Genomic DNA, 19,806 nt, shown 5'->3' with positions numbered 1-19,806 from the left:
ACATCCCTTTTACTGGCTGCGGGCCGTGTTGTACTGCGGGGTCCTCCGCCGTCCGGCGCGGCGGCGGCCGGGGGGGCGGCCCCCCCCCCCCCGGCCGGTCGTCCCCGCCGCCGCGCCGGTCAGACCGGCCCGATCGTGATCGGGACGGCGTTGAGCCACGCCATCCCGGCCAGCGGCTCCAGGTCCGCCGGATCCGGCGACGCGAGCGCGTTGACGTTCGCGCCGCCCGCCGCGTTCGCCGTCCGCCATCCGCCCCGGTGCCCCCACCCGTGCGGGACCGCGACGGTGCCCTCGGTCATCTCGTCGGTGACCATCGCCGTCAGCTCGATCGCCCCGTGCGGTGACGTGATCCGGCACGGCGCGCCGTCCTCGATCCCGTGCGCGGCCGCGTCCTTCGGGTTGATCCGCGCCGCCTGGACGCGCCCGCCGCGCATCAGCGCGGGCGCGTTGTGCATCCAGGAGTTGTGCGAGCGCATCTCGCGCAGGCCGATCAGCCGCAGCGGGAAGCCTTCCGGCGGCTGCGGCGCCCCGGCCAGCCGCCGCACCTCGGCGGCGATCTCCGGCGGGGCGAGGTGCACCCGCTTGTCCTTGTGCAGGATGCGGCGGCGCAGCGTCCCCGTCCGCTGGTGCTCGGCGAGCACGACGCCGTGCGGCGACCTCCGCAGCCGGCGCAGGCTGAGCCCGTCGCGCCTGCCGAGGACCCGGCGCAGGCCGCACCAGTCCCCGGCCGGGCCCGTGCGCAGCAGCGCGTCCGCCAGGAACCGCGGCGACGGCCGGACGCCCAGCCGGTGCGCGAGCCGCTGCAGCGGGAAGGCGCCGACGCCGATCCCCATCCGGCGGGCCAGCGCGTCGATGATCTCCCACTCCTGGCGGGCCTGCCCGCGCGGCGCGACGACCGGCTCCGTCCACGTCACGTACGGGGTGAGGTGGTTCTGCAGGAACGGCAGCGGCAGGTCCTCGCGCTCCAGGAACGTGGTCGCCGGCAGCACGTAGTCGGCCTTGCGGCCGGTGTCGGTGACGTAGAGGTCGATGGTGACCAGCAGGTCGAGCTCGTCGAGCGCCGCACCGAGCGCCTCGCCGCCCGGGACGCTCAGCGCCGGGTTGCCGCCGGAGACGATCAGCGCGCGGAGCCGTCCCGGACCGGGCGTGGTGATCTCCTCGGCCATCACCCCGGCCGGGAAGGTGCCGAGGATGTCCGGGTATCCGCCGACACGCGAGCGCGTCCGGCCGTAGCTCGCGAGGCCGGACAGCCGCAGGATCTCGTCCAGCCAGAGCGGCGCGGCGCCGAAGACCGCCCCGCCCGGACGGTCCAGGTTGCCGGTCACCAGCGTCACGGCGTCGATGAGGAACGCCGTCAGCGTCCCGTGCCGGCCGAGGCAGGTGCCCGTCCGGCCGTACACGACGGCCCGCTCGGCCCGCGCCAGATCGCGCGCCAGCTCCCGGACGGTCGCCGCCGGGACGCCGCTGCGGTCCTCCGTCTCCTCGGGCGCGAAGCCGTCCGCGAGCGCCCGCAGCTCCTCGGCGCCGGACGCCTGGCCCGCGCAGGCGGCGCGGTCCTGGAGCCCCTCCTCGAAGATCACGTGGAGCATCGACAGCAGCAGCCAGGCGTCCCCGTCCGGGCGGACGGGCAGGTGCTCGTACGCGCGGGCCGTCTCGGTCCGGCGCGGGTCGGCGACCACGACCCGCCCGCCGCGCGCCACGATCGCCGACAGGTCCTCGCGGATGCGCGGCGCGGTGATCAGGCTGCCGTGCGACACCAGCGGGTTCGCGCCGAGCATCAACAGCAGGCCGGTGCGCTTGAGGTCGGGGATCGGGACCAGCACGGGCGCCCCGTACAGCAGCGCGCTCGCCGCGAACCGGTTGTTCACGTCCTGCGATCCCGCCGAGTACAGGTGCGGCGACTTCAGCGCCGCCATGAACCCGTTCAGCCACAGCGGATGGCTGTAGGAGAACGTCGCCGGGTTGCCGAAGTACCAGCCGATCGACGACCCGCCGTGCTCGCGGCGCAGGGCGTTCAGCCGCTCGGCGATGCCGCCGAGCGCCTCGTCCCAGCTCACCCGCTCGAACTCGCCGTCCGGGCGGCGCCGCAGCGGATGCACGACCCGGTCCGGGTCGTTCTGGACCTCGGTCATCGCGATGCCCTTGGGGCAGGCGAAGCCCTTCGACAGCGGGTGCTCCTTGTCGGGGCGGATCCGGACGACCTTCCCGTCCTCGACGGTGGCCTCCAGCCCGCACAGCGGCTCGCAGATCCGACAGTAAGTGGTCACTGACGCCATGCGTCCGATTGTGCCACCGTCACCTGATCACGTGCCGGTCGAACCCGAGCGCGACGAGTTCCTCGTACGCCGCCCACACCGCCGCCGGAACCGGCATCGGCACCTGGAACCCCCGCTCGGCGTACACCTCCATGCGCTGCAGGTCTCCGACCATCAACTCGATGAACCGCCGCTCGTCGTCCCCGGTCCCGTACGCGTCGTACCCGAGGTCCGGGCAGGCCGCGATCCAGTCCGCTTCGGGCCACTGTTTGCGCGCCGTGGCCAGTGCCCGCCGGGTCATGTACGGCTTGGCGACCAAAATCCCGCTCCGCAGATCGAGGCGTCCGTCAAGCAACCGTCTGGTCGCGGTGATGTTCTCCCCCGTGTTGGTGGCGGTCTCCTCCAGCAGCAGAGCGCCGTCCGGAACCCCGTGCTCGCGCGCCACACGCGCGAAAACCTGGGCTTCCGTCTCTGTCCACGCCGAAGTGATCTTGCCCCGGCCGCCGGTGACGACCACCACCGGAGCCCATCCCGCATGCCAAAGCCTCGCCGCGTGCGCCGCCACCCGCGTGTCGTGGCACCCCAGCGCGAGGATCGCGTCAGCCTTGGAGAGGGGGCCGGTGTGCACCAGGTGATCCCAGACGACGCGGGCCAGTTCGCGGGCCCGCTCGTCGACCGCCGCATGAGACTCCACAGCGCCATTGTCTCCGGCGGCCCGCATGTCGGCTCCCATCCGATAGGTCGTCCAGGTAGCGTTCAACTGTTTTGCTACTTACGCAAGAATCATGTGGAACTCGACCGCGAAAGGACGGGGTGGTGTCGTGATCACAGTCCTGGTCCTGGTGTCAGTGGCCGCCCTGTTCGGCCTGTGCCTGCTCCGTCCCGCGGCGCCCCCCGCCCAGGACGGGCCGCCCGCCGTCGAGCCCGCGCCCGCCGCCGACCCCGCTCCCGACCCCGCCGCAGCCTCCTCCCCCGTCCCCGGCGGCGTCCACCCCGAGTCCATGACCGCCGAGCTCGACCCGGACGACGAGGAGTACCTCGCCTTCCTCGCCAACGAACTCTGGCCCGAGGACGAGTACCTCGAACCCGAGCACACGACCGACGGCGAAGAGGAGTCCGGCGGCAGCGACATGCTCCTCTGACCCCCGGCTCCCGACTCCTCGCCCTGTCAACCACGGCCGCGTCCGGGCCGTCCCAGATAGGTCGAGCGCTCTCCTCGACGTGACCACACCACGGCGGGCCGGGGCGCGGCGAACGGCTCCTCGCACCGCCCTGACGCGACACTGCGAGGAAGCGATGACGGTGCAGGACATGCCGCGCCCGGACTACATCGGCATCGAGGTGGACCCCGGCGAGGCCGAGCACGCCCTCCGCGTGCTGCGGCTCTTCCTGCGGGACGGCGAGACGCTCCTGGCGCTCGCGACCACCGTCAAGGCCGTCCCGACGCTGACGCACATCGCCGTCACCGACCGGCGGATCCTCGGGTTCCGCGCCGCCGAACTCGCCAAGGAGGGCCTGCGCCAGGAGACCTCCCTCGCGACGGTCGGCACCGTCGAGACGCGGAAGTCCTACCAGCGGCGGTGGTTCTTCGTCGTCACCGACAAGGAGGGCGCCGAGACGGACTTCGGCGACGTGCACGCTCAGGACGCGCCACGGCTCGTACGGATCGTCCAGGACCTCGTCCCGCCGCCCGCCCCGCCGCGTCCGGCGGCCGCGCCGCCTGCGGCCGGACCGCAGTGGCCCGGCGGTCCCGTGGTGCCCGCGCAGCCGACAGGGTGGCTGTACAACCCGCCGCCGACCTGGCCCGCGCCGCCTCCAGGCTGGACGCCGCCGCCCGGATGGATGCCGGACGCGAGCTGGCCGCCCGCGCCGCCCGGCTGGCAGTTCTGGACGCCCGCCGCACCGCCTCCGCCCGTCCAGCCTCCGCCGATCCCGCCCGCACCCGCGCCGATCCCGCCGGCGCCGGCGCCGCGCGTGCCGCCCGCCGGAGCACGGAGCATGCCGGCGTTCGGCGCCCGCAAGCAGCGGATCGAGGAACTGGAAGCCGAGAACGCCGACCTTCGCGCATGGCTGGAACGGCTCGGCGGCCTGGACGCGCCTCAGGTGGCGGCGGAGATCGAGCGGCTGCGCGGTGAGGCCGCCGAGGAGAAGCGCAAGCGCGACGGGCTCCGCGCCGACCTGCGGCGGCTCCGCGGCACGATCGTGGAGACCGAGGACCTGGCGCTGCTCCAGGAGACGGGCGTCTACGAGTACCAGCATCCGCTCGCCGACGTCGTCGCCTACAAGGCGGAGCTGGCCAAGGCGACTTCTCCAAGCTCATGCTGCGCGCCTACAACGCCGAGGCCGACAACCTCGTCCGGACGATGCGCCCCTACAAGCTGCAGTCGGCGATCGAGCGGCTGGACAAGAGCGCGCAGACGATCGAGCGGCTCGGCAAGACCATGGACATCCGCGTCGGCCGGGAGTACCGGGCGATCCGCGTCAAGGAGCTGGAGCTGACCGCGGACCATCTGGCCAAGGCGGAGGAGGAGAAGGAGCGGGTCCGGGCCGAGCGCGAGCGCCAGCGGGAGGAGGACAAGGCCCGCAAGGAGTTCGAACGGGAGAAGGCGCGGCTGCTCAAGGAGCGTTCGCACGTGGAGTCGGCGCTCGCCCGCCTGGAGGCGAACGGCGACGCCGGCGGCGCCGCCGAGCTGCGGGCCAAGCTCACCGACGTGGAGTCGGCGATCTCGGACGTGGAGGGCCGCGCCGCCAACACGTGCACGCGCTCATCTTCAGTGCCGATGCCGTCGGGCTGGAGGGCAGGCTGCATCAGGAGTTCGCCGAGCGCCGCGTCAACCAGGTCAACCTTCGCCGGGAGTTCTTCTACGCGACGCCCGCCGAGGTCCGCGAGGTGCTCGAACGCATCGCGGGCAACCACCTGCTCGAGTACAACGAGGTCCCCGAGGCGCTCGAGTACCGCGCCGGGCGGGAGAGGTGAGCGGCCGGTCCGGTCAGGGGTGGGGGTTCTCGAAGAGGGCGCTGACCGACTCGCCGTTGTGGATGCGGCGGACCGCCTCGGCCAGGGCCGGGGCGATGGACAGGACCCGCAGCTTGTCGCCGCGCTCGCCCTCCGGGACGGGCACGGTGTTGGTGCAGACGATCTCCAGCACGTCCGGCTCGGCGGACAGCCGCTTCAGCGCGCCCGCCGAGAACAGGCCGTGGGTGCAGGCGATGCGGATGGTGCGGGGGCCGAGCTCGCGGAGCCGGTCCAGCAGTTCCAGGACGGTGCTGCCCTTGGCGATCTCGTCGTCCAGCACGATCACGTCCCGGCCCGCGATCTCGCCGATGACCGAGCTGATCTGCACCCGGTCGTCGGAGAAGCGCTGCTTGGCGCCGGCCGCCACCTGTACGCCGAGCAGGCGGGCGAAGGCGGCGGCCTCCTTGGCGTTGCCGAGGTCGGGCGAGACGACGGTGGTGCGCGACAGGTCGTAGCGCCGGAAGTGCTCGGCGAGCTCGCGGAGCGCGTGCAGGTGGTCCACCGGGACGGAGAAGAAGCCGTGCACCTGCGGCGAGTGCAGCGTCATGGCCAGCACGCGGCTCGCGCCGGACGCGACGAGCAGGTCGGCGACGAGCCGGCCGCCGATCGAGATGCGCGGCGCGTCCTTCTTGTCGGACCGGGCGTAGGAGTAGTGGGGCATCACGACGGTGATGCGGCTCGCGGACGCGCCGCGCGCCGCGTCGCACATGAGGAGCAGCTCGACGAGGTGCTCCTGGACGGGAGCGACGAGCGGCTGGATGAGGAACACGTCCCGCTCGCGGCAGTTGGCCTGGAGCTGGACCTCGAGGCAGTCGTTGGCGAACCGGGACACCCGGGCCGGGCTCAGCGGCACGCCCAGATGGGCGCAGACCTCGGCGGCGAGCTCGGGGTGGGCGCTCCCGCTGAACACGGCGATGTCTCGCACGAACCGCTCCTCACGTGGTCGACTCCAGCGGCCTCGCACATGCTATTCGGCCCGGTCCGCCGGCCACGGGCGCCCCGCCCCCGCCGCGGCGGGCGCGGTCAGGGCGTCAGGGGCGTGCGGCGCGGGCGGACCGTGCGGTGGGAGATCAGCCACCCGTCGCCGTCGCGCACCAGCGTGTCGTCGTAGGTGGCGCTGACGCAGCCGCGCTCCGGCAGCACGGCGATGGCCTTCGAGACGGCGTGCGCGCGGTCCCCGTCCACGCCGGTCACGACGACGTTGGTGACGTGGTGGGCCAGCGGGTTGCGGTCGCCGAGGTCCAGCCCCGCCTGCTTCAGCGCGGCGCGGCCCTGGATCAGGCCGCCGCCGGCGGCGGTCACGTCGTAGACGACGTCCTCGGTGAACAGCTCCGTCATGCGGTCGAGCTCGCCGGCGTCGGCGTAGTGGCCGTGCAGCGAGATCACGTCGGTGATCGCCAGCCGGTCCTCGATGGTGAGGGGCATGGGACATCCTTTCGGAACATAAACGGGGAACTCCCCGTTTATGCGCCAGCGTAGCGAGCGGGATCCGGCGCGGCAACGCCCGCCGAACCGCGGGACACGCCGTGCCGCGCTGGGTTAGCGTGCAGCGGGGAACGCCCCCGCGGCCGTCCGCGCAGAGGCAGGCATGAGCACAGTTGCGGCCGAACAGGCCGGGGACGGCTTCCACGAGGAGTGGGAGACCGGCCCCACGGTGGCGAGGATGGTCCTCGGCGCCCAGCTGCGGCGGCTGCGCGAGGCCGGCGGCCACAGCCTGGAGGACGCCGAGGCCGTGCTCCGCCGGTCGCGGGACTGGATCCGCCGGCTGGAGCTGGGCCGGGCGGAGCTGCGGCTGCGCGAGGTCGCCGACCTGTGCGCCGCGTACGGCGCCACCGACCGGGCCGTGCTCGCCACGCTGCTCGGCCTGGCGCGGCAGGCGAACGCGGCCCGCTGGTGGGACGCGTTCCGGGACGTGGTCCCGCGCTGGTACCAGCCGTACCTGGAGCTGGAGCAGTCGGCGCGCCTCATCCGCGCGTACGAGGCGCAGGTCGTCCCGGACCTGCTGCAGACGGAGGCGTACACGCGCGCGCTGTACGGTCGGCACCGCACCGCAGAGGAGGCGGAACGGCTCGCCGAGCTGCGGGCCGTCCGGCGCCGCATCCTGCACAGGCCGGCGCCCGTGCGGCTGTGGGCGGTGATCGAGGAGGCCGCGCTGCGGCGCGGGCCCGGCGGGCGGGCGGTCGCCTTCGCGCAGTTCGAGCACCTGCTGGACGTCTGCGACCTGCCCCACGTCACCGTCCAGGTGCTGCCGCTGGCGGCGGCCGCGGCGCCGCCCGTGGCCGGCGGCTCGTTCGCGCTGCTGCGGCCGCCGCAGCCCGAACTGCCCGACGTCGTGTACGTGGAACGATTGAACGGGGCGGTGTACCCGTCCGGGCCCGACGCGGTGCCCTACTGGCACACGATCAACCGGCTCGTGCTGGCCGCCGCGCCCGCCACCGCGACGCAGACGATCCTGTGGCGGATCCTGCGCGGACTGTGATGGCGAACCGGCCGCGTCCGGGCCGTCCGGCTGGCAGCATGAAGGCGGACAGGTCAGATCCCCGCCGGCAAGGGCGCCCAGACATGACCGACGACGCTTCCCGGCCCCCCGGGCCGGACGCCTTCATCCGCGCGCTCAACGCGCTCTACGACTCCTGCAACCGGCCGCCCTACCGCAAGCTCGCGGAGGTCTCCGAGCACCTCGGCGAGCTCTACGGCCGGCGGGACCTGCCGTCGCTGTCGACGACCGGGATCTTCGACGTGCTCGCCGGGCGGCGCAAGCGGCTCCCCACCGCCGCCTGGGTGGCGAGCTTCGTGCTCTGCTGCCAGCGCCGCGCCTGGGAGACCGGCGTGCACGACGGCGATCCGGGCACCGCGTCGCTGCCCGCGTGGCAGGCCCGGCTGCGCGCCGCCCGGTCCCCGGACCCGGACGTCCCGCCTCCTCGGCCGCCCGCGGAGCAGGAGGGCACGGCGCCGGAGCGGACGGCGCCGGAGAAGCGCGTGCTCGCGCCGCCGGAGAGCGAGCCGGTCCGGCCGGTGCGGCTGACGGAGTCGCAGCGCGCGACCGTCGCCGGGTACGGCCCGCGCGGCCGGGCGCTGCTCGCCCGCGCGGCGGCCGGGGACGCCGACGCGCTCTACCGGGTCGCGGTGCTGCTCGGCACCGACCCGGCCCGCGGCGGGGAGACCGTCCCGCTGCTGATCGAGGCCGCGGCGGCCGGCCATCCCGGCGCGCTGGACCTGCTGGACGCCTCGCCCGACGGGCTGGACGCCGCGGAGGCGGCCCGCCGCGCCCACCTGCTCGGCGACCAGGCGGGCCGGAGCGGCCCGGCGGCGGACGGGGAGGCCGCGCTCGTCTACTACCAGGCCGCCGTGCAGGGCGGGCGGCTCGACGCGGCGTTCGCGATCACCGAGATCCTGCGGCACGCGGACGAGGCACTCGACGGCCGGGGCTAGGGCTTGCGGCCGACGCCGCCGTAGGCGTCGACGGGCTCCGGCTCGGTCCCGACGGTCACCTCGGGCCGCCACTCGTTCACCGGGACGACGCCGGGGTCCAGCAGTTCGAGGCCGTCGAAGAAGCGGCGGATGCCCTCGGGCGTGCGGAGCACCAGGCCGGCGTTGCCGGAGGCGTTCCACACGTCGACGATCCGGTCGGACGCCTCGCCGTGGACGACGTTCGTCCCGTCGTACATGGCGAGGTAGCTGCCGGACGGCACCGCGTCCAGCAGCCGCCGGACGACCGCGTACGCCTGCTCGTCGTCGGTGACGAACTCCAGGATCCCCATCAGCGTGAACGCGACCGGACGGTCGAGGTCGACGGTCTCGGCGGCCTTCGCGATGATGCGGTCCGGGTCGCGCAGGTCGGCGTCGATGTAGGCGGTCGCGCCCTCGGGGGTGCTGGTGAGGAGCGCCTGCGCGTGCGCGAGGACCAGCGGGTCGTTGTCCACGTAGACGATCTTCGCGTCGGGCGCGGCGCGCTGCGCGACCTCGTGGGTGTTGTCGACCGTGGGCAGGCCCGTGCCGATGTCGACGAACTGGCGGACGCCCGCCTCGGCGGCCAGGTGCCAGACCACCCGGTTGAGGAACAGCCGGGAGGCGCGGGCGAGGCGCGCCACGTCCGGGAGCATCCCGAGGATCCGGTCGCCGACCTCCCGGTCGACGGGGTAGTTGTCCTTGCCGCCCAGCCAGTAGTTCCAGATGCGCGCCACGTGCGAGACGCTCGTGTCGATCTCGGGTACGGGCCCGGTTCCGCTCATGCGCGCTCCCTCGTCCGGGGTGGACCGCCGGCACCACCATCCTGGCGGCACTCCCCCGGCGGCGACAGCCCTTTCGCCGTCATCCGACGTCCCGGCGGTGGCCCCGGGAGAGGTCCCGTCAGTCCCGGTCCCGTCGCGGACGGGGGTCGCGGGTCACTTGAGGAGCTGGCGGGCGATGACCATGCGCTGGATCTGGTTGGTGCCCTCGTAGATCTGGGTGATCTTGGCGTCGCGCATCATCCGCTCCACCGGGAACTCCCGCGTGTACCCGTACCCGCCCAGCAACTGCACCGCGTCGGTCGTGACGTCCATCGCCACGTCCGAGGCCAGCGCCTTGCACGCCGAGGACACCAACGTCAGGTCCGCGATCTTCTCGCCGTGCATCGCCCGCTCGGACTTGATCGCCGCGTGGTAGGTCAGCTGCCGCGCGCCTTCCAGCCGCATCGCCATGTCGGCCAGCATGAACTGCACACCCTGGAAGTCAGAGATCGGCTTGCCGAACTGCCTGCGCTCCTTGACGTAGCCGAGCGCGAAGTCCAGCGCGCCCTGCGCGATCCCCAGCGCCTGCGCGGCGATGGTGATGCGGGTGTGGTCCAGAGTGGCCAGCGCCGTCTTGAACCCGGTGCCCTCGGCACCGATGATCCGGTCCGCGGGGATCCGCACGTCCTCCAGGATCACCTGCCGGGTCGGAGACCCCTTGATGCCCAGCTTGCGCTCCTTGGGCCCGAACGACACCCCCGGATCGGACTTCTCCACCACGAACGCCGAGATCCCCCGCGCCCCCGCCGACGGATCCGTCACCGCCATGACCGTGTAGTACTCCGACACCCCCGCGTTGGTGATCCACATCTTCGCGCCGTTGAGCACCCAGTGGTCACCGTCGCGGACCGCGCGGGTCTTCATCCCACCCGCGTCCGACCCCGCATCGGCCTCCGACAACGCATAGGAGAACATCGCCTCCCCCCGCGCCACCGGCCCCAGATACTTCTTCTTCAGCTCCTCCGAGCCCGACAGCAGCACCGGCACCGTGCCCAGCTTGTTCACCGCCGGGATCAACGACGACGACGCGCACGCCCGCGCGACCTCCTCGATCACGATCACCGTCGCCAGCGCGTCCGCCCCCGCACCCCCGTACACCTCGGGCACATGCACCGCATGCAGGTCATTGGCGACCAACGCGTCCAACGCCTCCTGCGGGAAACGCGACTCCTCGTCCACCTCCGCCGCGAACGGCGCGATCTTGGCATCCGCCAACTCACGCACCGTCGCCCGCAGCAGCTCCTGCTCCTCCGACGGCGCGTACGCGGGAAAGTCGCTCATCGTTCCTCCGGGCGGCCGGTGCTCGCGGCCATTACTTTGACGACCAATATTTGGACGCCAAAATAAGCGAGCCGGGCGCGGCCGGTCAAGGCGGCGGCGCGCCACCGGACGGTGGCCGTCGCCACACTTTCAGAGGTGCTCCAGCAGCCGGGCCAGCGCCGGGTTGTCGTTCCCGCGCCGCCACGCCAGGCTCAGCTCCACCGGAGCCGGATCGGACGGCTCCAGCGGGCGGAACGTCAGGCCCGCGTACCGCAGCCGCGCCGCCGCCTCGGGGACGAGCGCGAGCCCCCATCCGCCGTCCACCAGCGCGAGGATGCTGTGCACCTGGCTGAGGTACTGGACGTACACCGGGGAGACGCCCGCCCGGCGGAACAGCCCGACCAGCAGCTCGTGGAAGTACCGCGCCTCGACCGGCGAGTACATGATCAGCGGCTGCCCGTCGAAGGCGTCCAGCGGCAGAGGTCCGCCGCCGCCGGCGAGCGGGTGTCCGTTGGGCACGGCGGCCAGCAGCGCCTCGCGGCCGGCGGCCCGTTCCGCCAGCTCCGGCGCGGCGACGGGCGGGCGGACCAGGCCGAGGTCGAGGCCGCCCTCGGTGAGCGCCCGCAGTTGGTCGCGCGTCACCATCTCGCGCAGGACGATCTCGACGTCCGGCAGCGCCGACCGCGCGGTGTCCAGCAGCCGGCCGAGCGCGGCGTAGGCGCTCGCGGCCGTGAACCCGACGGCGACCCGCCCCGCCTCCCCCGCCGAGACGCGCCGCGCCGACAGCGCGGCGTGCTCGGCCTGGTGCAGCAGGCGGCGCGCCTCGTCCAGGAACGCGCGGCCGGCCGGGGTGAGCCGGACCGAGCGGTTCGTCCGGTCGAACAGCCGCACGCGCAGCTCGCCCTCCAGCAGCTGGATCTGCCGGCTCAGGGGCGGCTGCGTCATCCGCAGCCGCTCCGCGGCGCGGCCGAAGTGCAGCTCCTCGGCGACGGCGACGAAGCTCGCGAGCTGGGTGAGGGTGAACAAACGATTCCCTACGGGTATCAGTGGATCCGAATTTCGTGTTGGACCTGGATCGATCGGCCATCCTAGCCTCGGGCCATGAGCCAGCACGCGCCCGACGAGACCGCCCGGCTGCTCGGCGCCGGGCTCCTGTCGTTCCCCGTCACCCACTTCCGCGACGACCTGTCCTTCGACGAGGACGCCTACCGCGCCCACGTGGCGCGCCTCGGGCACGAGGGCGTCGCGGGCCTGTTCGCCGCGGGCGGGACCGGCGAGTTCTTCTCCCTCACCCCCGCCGAGGTGGGACGGGTCGTCCGGGCGGCCGCCGCCGAGACCCCGGACGGCGTGCCGCTCGTCGCGCCCGCCGGGTACGGCACCGCCACGGCCGTCGAGATGGCCCGCGACGCCGAGCGGGCGGGCGCCGACGGGATCCTGCTGTTCCCGCCGTACCTCACGGAGGCGCCGCAGGACGGCCTCGCCGCGCACGTCCGCGCGGTGTGCGCGGCCACCGGGCTCGGCGTGACGGTCTACAGCCGCTCCAACGCCGTCTACCAGGACGGCACCGTCGCGCGGCTGGCCGAGGAGTGCCCCAACCTCGTCGGGTTCAAGGACGGCGTCGGCGACCTGGAGCTGATGACGCGGATCCGGTCGCGGCTCGGCGACCGCCTCGTCTACATCGGCGGGCTGCCGACCGCGGAGACGTTCGCGCTGCCGTACCTGGAGATGGGCGTGACGACCTACTCCTCGGCGATCTTCAACTTCGCGCCGGAGTTCGCGCTCGGGTTCTACAAGGCCGTCCGCGCCCGCGACCGGGACGAGGTGCGGCGCCGCCTCGACGGGTTCGTGCTGCCGTACTGCGAGATCCGCAACCGCGGCAAGGGGTACGCGGTCGGCATCGTCAAGGCCGGGATGCGGGCCGCCGGACGGCCCGCCGGGCCCGTCCGCCCGCCGCTGACCGACCTGACCGCCGCCGAGTTCGCCGACCTCGCCGCGCTCGTGGACAAGGTGCTCTGACGTGCACGGCGCCGGGGCGGCGACGCTGGACCGGGTCGCCTGGGTCGAACTCTCCTCGGTCACGCTGCCGCTCGCCGTCCCGGTCAGCGACGCGAAGGTGCTGACCGGGCGGCAGCGCCCGATGACCGAGGTCGTGTTCCTGTTCGCCGAGATCGGCACCGAGGGCGGGCACGAGGGCATCGGGTTCGGCTACGCCAAGCGGGCGGGCGGGCCCGGCCAGTTCGCGCACGCCGCCGAGATCGCGCCCGCGCTGATCGGCGAGGACCCCAGCGACATCGGGCGGCTCTGGACGAAGCTGGCGTGGGCGGGCGCGTCGGCGGGACGCGGCGGCCTGGCCGTCCAGGCGATCGCCGCGTTCGACATCGCGCTGTGGGACCTGAAGGCGAAGCGGGCGGGGCTGCCGCTGGCCAAGCTGCTCGGCGCGCATCGCGACTCCGTCCGCTGCTACGACACCACCGGCGGGTTCCTGCACGCGCCGCTGGAGGAGGTGCTGGACAACGCGTCGGCGGCGCTGGCGTCCGGGATCGGCGGCATCAAGATCAAGGTCGGGCATCCCGACCACGCGGAGGACCTGCGCCGCGTGACCGCCGTCCGCGAGCGGCTCGGCGACGCGGTCCCGCTCATGGTGGACGCGAACCAGCAGTGGGACCGGCCGGCGGCGCTGCGGATGGGCCGCGCGCTGGAGGAGTTCGGCCTCACCTGGATCGAGGAGCCGCTGGACGCCCACGACGCCGAGGGCCACGCGGACCTCGCCCGCGCGCTCGACACCCCGGTCGCGACCGGCGAGATGCTGACCAGCGTCGCCGAGCACCGCGCGCTGATCGACGCGCGCGCCGCCGACGTCCTGCAGCCGGACGCGCCGCGCATCGGCGGCATCACCGAGTTCCTGAGACTCGCCGTGCTCGCCGACCACCACCGGCTCGGGCTCGCGCCGCACTTCGCGATGGAGATCCACCTCCATCTCGCCGCCGCGTACCCGTCCGAGCCGTGGGTCGAGCACTTCGACTGGCTGGACCCGCTGTTCGACGAGCGGCTCGAGATCAGCGGCGGCCGGATGCACGTCCCGGCCCGTCCCGGGCTCGGCATCACGCTCAGCGAGCGGGCCCGCGCCTGGACGACGCGGCGGACCCGCGTCGGCGCCCGGCCGTGAGGCGCCCTTCGGTTGACCGGACAGGATTCGAACCTGCGACCCGCTGTTTGTAAGACAGCCGCTCTACCGACTGAGCTACCGGTCACCGTCTTGGAAACGGCGGTGCGCCGTTTCCGGACGTCCCCCGGGCTGGATTCGAACCAGCGATCGCCCGCTTATCATACGGGTGCCCTCACCGGACTGGGCCACCGGGGATCAGGCCTTTCCCATGAGCGAAAGGCCGGCTGCTGGAGCAGGATTCGAACCTGCACTTTCGTGGTTCAGAGCCACGCGTCCTTCCGTTAGACCATCCAGCATCGCGGGAACGGGTTCCCGCGCCGTGCCGCCCGGAGGAGTCGAACCTCCATATCCGGGGTAAGAGCCCGGAATCCTCCCATTGAACGAGAGCGGCGTGTTCTTCACACCGAGCCGCACCCGGGAATCGAACCCGGTACTCCTGGGTGGAAGCCAGGTACCTCAACCATTTCGGCATGTGCGGCCGAGCGGAGCCGGCGGGCTCCGCGGTACCCCTGCCAGGACTCGAACCTGGGCTCCCGCGTTCGTAGCGCGGTGCTCTGTCCACTGAGCTACAGAGGTCTGCGCGGCCATCCGAGGAGTCGAACCTCGTCCTCCCGGTTTTCAGCCGGGCGCTCATCCCCATGAGCTTGAAGGCCGTCGGGAAGCACGGACTCGAACCGCGTCTCTCCCGCTCCCAAGGCGGGCGGGGCACCGCATCCCCTTCTTCCCGTGGTCCGCGCGGGCGGGACGCCCGGCGTCGCCGTGGATCGGACCGGACTCGAACCGGCAACCTCCCGCTTGCGGGGCGGGCGCTCTCCCAATTGAGCTACTGACCCATGGATCTGCGATTCAGTTGTCGATGCCCCTCGAATGCGGGCAGCATCGGAAGAACACTCGGCGAATGGACGGATGAGCATGAAAAAGGCCGCCGGGTCATCTCCCTGGCGGCCTCCGGCGGAACCTTGCGGCCCTATCCGGGGGCGCCCTGCGGGACGACGAGACCTCGCTGCGGTCGAGCGGCGAACGCGCCGCCCTGCGGCTGCGGCACCTGCTTGGCGATGCCCGTTCCGATCATCTCCGCGGCTCCCTTCCGGCTCGTCCCGTGCGGTTCGTTACTCATATGGTGCGGGACGCGGAATGAATGCGCAACACCTTTTCACCGCGAATCGCCCCGGACCCCCGAAAGGGGCCCGGGGCGATCCGGGGGAATGGACGTCAGGCGCGCCGGCGGGTACGGGCCGGACGGCCCCCGCGCGAGGGGGTCAGCAGCCGGGCCAGCACCCGGAACGGCAGGGTCACGATGTCCACGATCGTTCCGAAGATGGCGCTGAGCGCTGCACTGATGCGGCGCATGGGACTCACTCCTTCACGTCGACCTGGTGGAACCCATACCCGCACATGGCGTTTTACACGGGACGCCCGCCGATGACCACCGTGGCGGAGTGCTCGTCGGACCGCGCGACGGCGGCGGTGAGGCCGCCGCCGGCGACGGCGTCCAGGGCGTCCACGACCTGGCGCTCGGTGGTCTCGAACAGCAGGTGCCCGCCGGGCGCCAGCCACCGCGGCGCCTCGGCGGCCACGCGCCGCAGCACGTCGAGGCCGTCGGCGCCGCCGTCGAGGGCGACGAGGGGCTCGTGGGCCCGCGCCTCGGCGGGCAGCAGGCCGACCTCGCCCGTCGGGACGTAGGGGACGTTGGCCAGCAGGACGTCGACGCGTCCCCGCAGGCCGGCGGGCAGCGGGTCGAACAGGTCGCCCTCGTGGACGCGGCCGCCCGCGGGGACGACGTTGCGCCGGGCGCACCGCACCGCGGCCGGCTCGATGTCGGCGGCGTGCAGTTCGAACGCGTCCAGGCCCGCGACGAGCGCGACGCCCAGCGCACCGGAACCGCAGCACAGGTCGACGACGACCGGGCGGGGCGGCAGGAGCCGGGCCGCCCGGTCGACGAGGAACTCGGTGCGGCGGCGCGGGACGAAGACGCCGGGCTCGACGGCGATCCGCAGCCCGTGGAAGGCGGCCCAGCCGACGACGTGTTCGAGGGGGAGCCCGGCGGCCCGGCGGCGGACCATCGCGGTCGCCTCCTCGGGCGTGCGGGCCGTGGAGAGGATCAGCTCCGCCTCGTCCTCGGCGAAGACGCAGCCGGCGGTGCGGAGGGCGGAGACGACGGAGTCGGGCGGCAGGAGCGGTGCGGCTTGAGCGGACATGGGCGCCTTTCGGGGAGGCCGGTGGGCGCTCCCCGGCCGCCTAACGGCGGGCGGCCGCGCGCGTGCGAGGCGGGAGCACCCGGACTGGACGGGCAGGAACGGGACTCACCTCCTCGGTCGGTCCGGAACGGACTCCGGAAAGGCTACCGCAGCCGGTGCAACGTCCTCGGCCGCCCCGGTGTTGACCGGGAAAGGCACGGAACGGACGAGGGAGGCCCCGCATCATGGGCGGCTACGCGGACAGGGTCGCGGACGGCGACTGGGCGGCGATCGGCGCGGAGGTGGACGCCTACGGCTGCGCGCTCACCCCGCCGCTGCTGACCGGGGAGGAGTGCGCCGAGATCGCCGATCTCTACGACGACGTGAGACGGTTCCGCTCGACGATCGACATGGAGCGGTACCGCTTCGGGGCGGGCCAGTACCGGTACTTCGCCGAGCCGTTCCCCGAGCCGGTCGCCGCGCTGCGGGAGGCGCTCTATCCGCGGCTGCTGCCGATCGCCCGCGACTGGGCCGCCCGGCTCGCCCGTCCCGCGCCCTGGCCCGGGACGCTGCCCGAATGGCTCGCGATGTGCCACCACGCGGGCCAGCGCAAGCCCACGCCGATCCTGCTGCGCTACGGCCGGGACGACTGGAACGCGCTGCACCGCGACCTGTACGGCGACCTGGTGTTCCCGCTGCAGGTCGTGATCGGTTTGGACGAGCCGGGCGCCGACTACACCGGCGGCGAGTTCCTGATGGTCGAGCAGCGGGCGCGCGCCCAGTCGCGGGGCACCGCGACGCTCCTCCCCCGCGGCCGCGGCCTGGTCTTCACGACCCGGGACCGTCCGGTGCGGACGCGGCGCGGCTGGTCGGCGTCGCCGGTCCGGCACGGGGTCAGCGTCGTCCGGTCGGGCCGCCGGCGGACGCTCGGCCTGGTCTTCCACGACGCCGCCTGAGACCGGGCACCGCGATCGGCCGCTGAGACCGGTCATGGCACCGTCCCGGGGGCGCGACAATGGAGTGCTGACCAGGACGGGGGGTCGCTCATGGTGGAGAAGAGCGCGCTGAAGGCCGACTGCGGGGCCTGTTTCGGGCTGTGCTGCGTCGCGCTGCCGTTCGCCAAGTCGGCCGATTTCGCGGTCGACAAGGAGGCGGGGCGGCCGTGCCGCAACCTGCTCGCCGACTTCCGCTGCGGCATCCACACCGAGCTGCGGCAGCGCGGGTTCCAGGGCTGCACGGTCTTCGACTGCTTCGGCGCGGGCCAGAAGGTGTCGCAGGAGACGTTCGGCGGGCGGGACTGGCGGCAGGGCCCCGAGGTGTCCGGGCCGATGTTCCGGGTGTTCCCGGTGATGCGGCAGTTGCACGAGCTCCTCTGGTACCTGGCGGAGGCGCTGGAGATGCCCGCCGCCGCGCCCGTCCACCCGGAGATCCGCACGGCGCTGGACGAGACGGAAGCGCTGACCCGCGGCGGACCCGCCGAGGTCGCCGCCGTGGACGTCGCCGCGGTGCGGGAGAAGGTCAACGTCCTGCTGCTGCGCGCCAGCGAGGAGGTACGGGCGAAGGTCCCGGGCCGCAAGCGGAACCACCGCGGCGCCGACCTCATCGGCGCCCGGCTGAAGGGCGCCGATCTGCGCGGCGCGAACCTGCGCGGCGCCTACCTGATCGCGGCCGACCTGCGGGGGGCCGACCTCCGGGACGCCGACCTGATCGGCGCGGACCTGCGGGACGCCGACCTGTCCGGCGCGGACCTGACCGGCGCGCTGTTCCTCACCCAGGCGCAGGCCGACGCGGCGCGGGGCGACGCCGCGACCCGGCTGCCGGACGCGCTCACCGCCCCGGCCCGCTGGACGTCCGCGCCGGCCTGACCCCCGCGGCCCGATGCCCGCATGATCTTGTTTAGTCCCCGTTCGAGGGGGCATTTCCGCAGCGCACCGGCATCGAGGGGGCCACGTGGCGCGGGTGAGATGGTGGGGCACGGGGGTCGTGGTCCTGGTGCTGCTGATCCTCGGCCTCGTGCTGCCCCTCGTCGACAAGGCGCTCGGCAGCGGCGGCACCGCCCTCGCGGCGGGCACGGTCATCGCCGTCGGCACGGAGCGGGCGGGCGTCCGCCCGGTGACGTTCACGGTCCCCGCCGCCGGATGGGCGCTGGACGAGGCGCGCTCCTCGCTGACCAACAACGCCGAGGTGACCCGCGGGGAGGTCAGGGTCGACCTGAACCTCGTCGTCCCGCTGGGGTCGCTGGACGACCGGCGGCTGTGGCACGGGCTCGGCCGGATCATCGCGATGGGCGGCGCGCAGCTGCGCGGCGGCCCCTCGGCCGTGACCACCCGGCACGGGATGCCCGGGCTGACCGGCGCGCTCGTCGGGCACGGCAAGATCGGCTCGGCGACCGTGTTCACCAGGGACGACCTCGGGGCGACGGTCACCGCGTCCGGCCCGCCGGACGCCTACGGGCGCCTGGCCGGCGAGGTGCGGGCGATCGTCCTCAGCGTCGAGATCTCGCCATGACGCGCCGCCCCGCGTTCTGGCTCTGGGCCGTGATGTGCCTGCTCGGGCTCTGGATCGCGGTGCGGGCGATGGACGCGCAGATCGGCGAGTTCCCGGCGGGCGCGGTGGCCGGGCTCGTCCTGCTGGCGCCGGTGCTCGCGGCCGGGGTGTGGGGGCTGCGGCGGCTGCATCCCGTCCGGCCGCGCCCGCTCGGGTACGCGCTCATCGCGGTGGCGTGGGGCGGGCTGGCCGCGTTCGGCACCGCGCTGCCCGCCAACGCCGCGTTCCAGGCGATCATCGCCAAGACCGCCGGGGCGGAGTTCAACGCCGACTGGGGCGCGTCGATCGCCGCGCCGGTCGACGAGGAGCTGCTGAAGCTCGCCGGGGTGGCGGTGCTGGCGCTGATCGTGCCGTGCGCGGTGCGGGGGCCGCTGGACGGCTGGGGCTACGGCGCGCTCGTCGGGCTCGGGTTCCAGATCGCCGAGGACTTCCTGTACGTGCTCAACACGATCGTGCTGACCGGCGGGACGCAGGACGCGAACGCGGCGTTCTTCACCTTCGGCGGCCGGGTGGTCGGCGGCGCCTGGTGGAGCCACTGGGCGATGACCGCGGTCGGCGGTGCCGGCCTCGGCTGCCTGCTCGGGCGGGCGTCCCGGGCCACCGCCGCGCTCGCGTTCGCCTCGGTCGTGCTCGCGATGGCCCTGCACGCGTGGTGGGACTCCCCGCTGCTGCCGGGCGCGGCGCTGCTGCCGGTGAAGGGCGCGCCGATCCTGCTGGCGGCGGTGGTCGCGTACCGGCTGGCGCGGCGGCACTACCTCGTCCGGTTCCGGCGGGCGGCGCGCGAGGAGACCGCGCGGGGCGTGCTCCTCCCCGGCGAGGACCGGGTGCTGGCCTTCCGCAAATGGCGCCGCAAGGAGCGGTGGGACGTGCCGGGCGGGGAGCCACGGCGGCTGCTCGCCCGGCTGCGGACCGCCGAGCTCGACCTGCTGGAGGACGGGTTCGGCGGCCTCGAACCGGACCCGCAGGCGGCGGACCGGCTCCGCGCGGAGATCACCGTCCTGCGGCGCCGGCTGGAGGCGGCCCGCGCGGGGCCGCCCCGTCCGGGCGCCGTCCCTCCCGGCCCCTATCCGGACACAGCCCGTCCCGACAGCGCCTGACCGGCGGCCCTAACGTC

At 73.8% G+C, this 19,806-nt stretch carries 19 protein-coding genes, 9 tRNA genes and 1 pseudogene; 11 read left to right on the top strand and 18 right to left on the bottom strand.

From position 1 onward, the window contains the following. Positions 1–119: 119 nt before the first annotated feature. Positions 120–2,276: a molybdopterin-containing oxidoreductase family protein gene (locus ABZ914_RS25535; RefSeq protein WP_500196237.1), complete on the bottom strand. Its 2,157-nt coding sequence runs from the start codon at positions 2,274–2,276 to the stop codon at positions 120–122. Positions 2,277–2,295: 19 nt separating this feature from the next. Continuing rightward, complete coding sequence (locus ABZ914_RS25530; protein ID WP_500196235.1) at positions 2,296–2,988, bottom strand: YdcF family protein; 693 nt, start codon at positions 2,986–2,988, stop codon at positions 2,296–2,298. 88 nt (positions 2,989–3,076) lie between these two features. Here ABZ914_RS25530 and ABZ914_RS25525 point away from each other — a divergent pair, with 88 nt between their 5' ends. The 3 genes and pseudogenes from ABZ914_RS25525 to ABZ914_RS25515 all read left to right on the top strand — a co-directional run bounded on the left by ABZ914_RS25525 (position 3,077) and on the right by ABZ914_RS25515 (position 5,232). Then, positions 3,077–3,397 (top strand): hypothetical protein, encoded by a 321-nt coding sequence (locus ABZ914_RS25525; RefSeq protein ID WP_500196234.1) that lies wholly within the window; start codon positions 3,077–3,079, stop codon positions 3,395–3,397. 1,176 nt (positions 3,398–4,573) lie between these two features. Continuing rightward, positions 4,574–4,717, top strand: a pseudogene (locus ABZ914_RS25520) (SNIPE associated domain-containing protein); the annotation flags it as partial. Between the two features lie 293 nt (positions 4,718–5,010). Then, on the top strand, positions 5,011–5,232 hold the full coding sequence (locus ABZ914_RS25515; protein ID WP_500196232.1) for a GIY-YIG nuclease family protein: 222 nt from the start codon (positions 5,011–5,013) through the stop codon (positions 5,230–5,232). Positions 5,233–5,245: 13 nt separating this feature from the next. On the opposite strand, the gene ABZ914_RS25510 is transcribed toward ABZ914_RS25515, so the two are convergent. Both ABZ914_RS25510 and ABZ914_RS25505 read right to left on the bottom strand, forming a co-directional pair. Next, positions 5,246–6,196, bottom strand: coding sequence for a ribose-phosphate diphosphokinase (locus ABZ914_RS25510; RefSeq protein ID WP_190867993.1), 951 nt, complete (start codon positions 6,194–6,196; stop codon positions 5,246–5,248). Between the two features lie 98 nt (positions 6,197–6,294). Next, complete coding sequence (locus ABZ914_RS25505; RefSeq protein ID WP_500196230.1) at positions 6,295–6,696, bottom strand: nuclear transport factor 2 family protein; 402 nt, start codon at positions 6,694–6,696, stop codon at positions 6,295–6,297. Positions 6,697–6,859: 163 nt separating this feature from the next. Between ABZ914_RS25505 and ABZ914_RS25500 the strand changes: the two genes are divergently transcribed. Together ABZ914_RS25500 and ABZ914_RS25495 are read left to right on the top strand one after the other, a co-directional pair. Beyond that, a complete protein-coding gene (locus ABZ914_RS25500; RefSeq protein WP_500196228.1) occupies positions 6,860–7,750 on the top strand; it encodes a helix-turn-helix domain-containing protein in 891 nt (296 codons plus the stop codon). Between the two features lie 83 nt (positions 7,751–7,833). Then, on the top strand, positions 7,834–8,703 hold the full coding sequence (locus ABZ914_RS25495) for a hypothetical protein (protein ID WP_500196225.1): 870 nt from the start codon (positions 7,834–7,836) through the stop codon (positions 8,701–8,703). Here ABZ914_RS25495 and ABZ914_RS25490 read toward each other — a convergent pair. From ABZ914_RS25490 to ABZ914_RS25480, 3 genes are all read right to left on the bottom strand, one after another. Next, entirely contained in the window at positions 8,700–9,503 is an 804-nt protein-coding gene (locus tag ABZ914_RS25490; RefSeq protein WP_190868001.1) for an SAM-dependent methyltransferase, read from the bottom strand. The genes ABZ914_RS25495 and ABZ914_RS25490 overlap by 4 nt on opposite strands. A 153-nt stretch (positions 9,504–9,656) precedes the next feature. Beyond that, positions 9,657–10,823 (bottom strand): acyl-CoA dehydrogenase, encoded by a 1,167-nt coding sequence (locus ABZ914_RS25485; protein ID WP_500196223.1) that lies wholly within the window; start codon positions 10,821–10,823, stop codon positions 9,657–9,659. A gap of 129 nt (positions 10,824–10,952) precedes the next feature. Continuing rightward, entirely contained in the window at positions 10,953–11,828 is an 876-nt protein-coding gene (locus tag ABZ914_RS25480; protein WP_500196222.1) for a LysR family transcriptional regulator, read from the bottom strand. 75 nt (positions 11,829–11,903) lie between these two features. Here ABZ914_RS25480 and kdgD point away from each other — a divergent pair, with 75 nt between their 5' ends. Together kdgD and ABZ914_RS25470 are read left to right on the top strand one after the other, a co-directional pair. Continuing rightward, positions 11,904–12,818 carry a 5-dehydro-4-deoxyglucarate dehydratase gene (gene kdgD / locus ABZ914_RS25475; protein WP_500196220.1) on the top strand — a complete coding sequence of 305 codons (915 nt, stop codon included), beginning with the start codon at positions 11,904–11,906 and terminating at the stop codon, positions 12,816–12,818. Position 12,819: 1 nt separating this feature from the next. Further along, positions 12,820–13,968 carry an L-talarate/galactarate dehydratase gene (locus ABZ914_RS25470; RefSeq protein WP_500196218.1) on the top strand — a complete coding sequence of 383 codons (1,149 nt, stop codon included), beginning with the start codon at positions 12,820–12,822 and terminating at the stop codon, positions 13,966–13,968. 12 nt (positions 13,969–13,980) lie between these two features. On the opposite strand, the gene ABZ914_RS25465 is transcribed toward ABZ914_RS25470, so the two are convergent. The 11 genes from ABZ914_RS25465 to ABZ914_RS25415 form a co-directional block, all read right to left on the bottom strand. Continuing rightward, positions 13,981–14,053, bottom strand: a tRNA-Val gene (locus ABZ914_RS25465). Between the two features lie 35 nt (positions 14,054–14,088). After that, positions 14,089–14,163: transfer RNA gene (locus tag ABZ914_RS25460), tRNA-Ile, on the bottom strand. A 29-nt stretch (positions 14,164–14,192) separates the two neighbouring features. Further along, positions 14,193–14,264 (bottom strand) — tRNA-Gln (locus tag ABZ914_RS25455). 24 nt (positions 14,265–14,288) lie between these two features. Further along, positions 14,289–14,359: transfer RNA gene (locus ABZ914_RS25450), tRNA-Lys, on the bottom strand. A gap of 15 nt (positions 14,360–14,374) precedes the next feature. Continuing rightward, positions 14,375–14,447: transfer RNA gene (locus ABZ914_RS25445), tRNA-Gly, on the bottom strand. Between the two features lie 25 nt (positions 14,448–14,472). Further along, positions 14,473–14,544: transfer RNA gene (locus ABZ914_RS25440), tRNA-Arg, on the bottom strand. Positions 14,545–14,549: 5 nt separating this feature from the next. Next, positions 14,550–14,621: transfer RNA gene (locus ABZ914_RS25435), tRNA-Phe, on the bottom strand. A gap of 1 nt (position 14,622) precedes the next feature. Then, a tRNA-Pro gene (locus ABZ914_RS25430) sits at positions 14,623–14,695 on the bottom strand. A gap of 33 nt (positions 14,696–14,728) precedes the next feature. After that, a tRNA-Ala gene (locus ABZ914_RS25425) sits at positions 14,729–14,801 on the bottom strand. A 379-nt stretch (positions 14,802–15,180) separates the two neighbouring features. Beyond that, a complete protein-coding gene (locus ABZ914_RS25420) occupies positions 15,181–15,318 on the bottom strand; it encodes an LPFR motif small protein (protein ID WP_190868011.1) in 138 nt (45 codons plus the stop codon). Between the two features lie 53 nt (positions 15,319–15,371). After that, on the bottom strand, positions 15,372–16,166 hold the full coding sequence (locus ABZ914_RS25415) for a putative protein N(5)-glutamine methyltransferase (protein WP_500196216.1): 795 nt from the start codon (positions 16,164–16,166) through the stop codon (positions 15,372–15,374). 224 nt (positions 16,167–16,390) lie between these two features. Between ABZ914_RS25415 and ABZ914_RS25410 the strand changes: the two genes are divergently transcribed. From ABZ914_RS25410 to ABZ914_RS25395, 4 genes are all read left to right on the top strand, one after another. Then, positions 16,391–17,101, top strand: a complete 711-nt coding sequence (locus ABZ914_RS25410) for a 2OG-Fe(II) oxygenase (RefSeq protein ID WP_500196215.1) — start codon at positions 16,391–16,393, stop codon at positions 17,099–17,101. Between the two features lie 90 nt (positions 17,102–17,191). After that, positions 17,192–18,010, top strand: a complete 819-nt coding sequence (locus tag ABZ914_RS25405) for a pentapeptide repeat-containing protein (RefSeq protein WP_500196213.1) — start codon at positions 17,192–17,194, stop codon at positions 18,008–18,010. A gap of 85 nt (positions 18,011–18,095) precedes the next feature. Further along, positions 18,096–18,653, top strand: a complete 558-nt coding sequence (locus ABZ914_RS25400) for a hypothetical protein (RefSeq protein ID WP_500196212.1) — start codon at positions 18,096–18,098, stop codon at positions 18,651–18,653. Continuing rightward, positions 18,650–19,789: a PrsW family intramembrane metalloprotease gene (locus ABZ914_RS25395; protein WP_500196210.1), complete on the top strand. Its 1,140-nt coding sequence runs from the start codon at positions 18,650–18,652 to the stop codon at positions 19,787–19,789. The genes ABZ914_RS25400 and ABZ914_RS25395 overlap by 4 nt, the downstream gene beginning before the upstream one ends. Positions 19,790–19,806 lie beyond the last annotated feature (17 nt).

It is taken from the genome of Spirillospora sp. NPDC046719, from assembly GCF_040645715.1.
Classification (GTDB): Bacteria; Actinomycetota; Actinomycetes; order Streptosporangiales; family Streptosporangiaceae; genus Spirillospora.
Note: the sequence above shows the minus strand (reverse complement) of the source record. Positions and strands in the feature narration are given on the sequence as shown.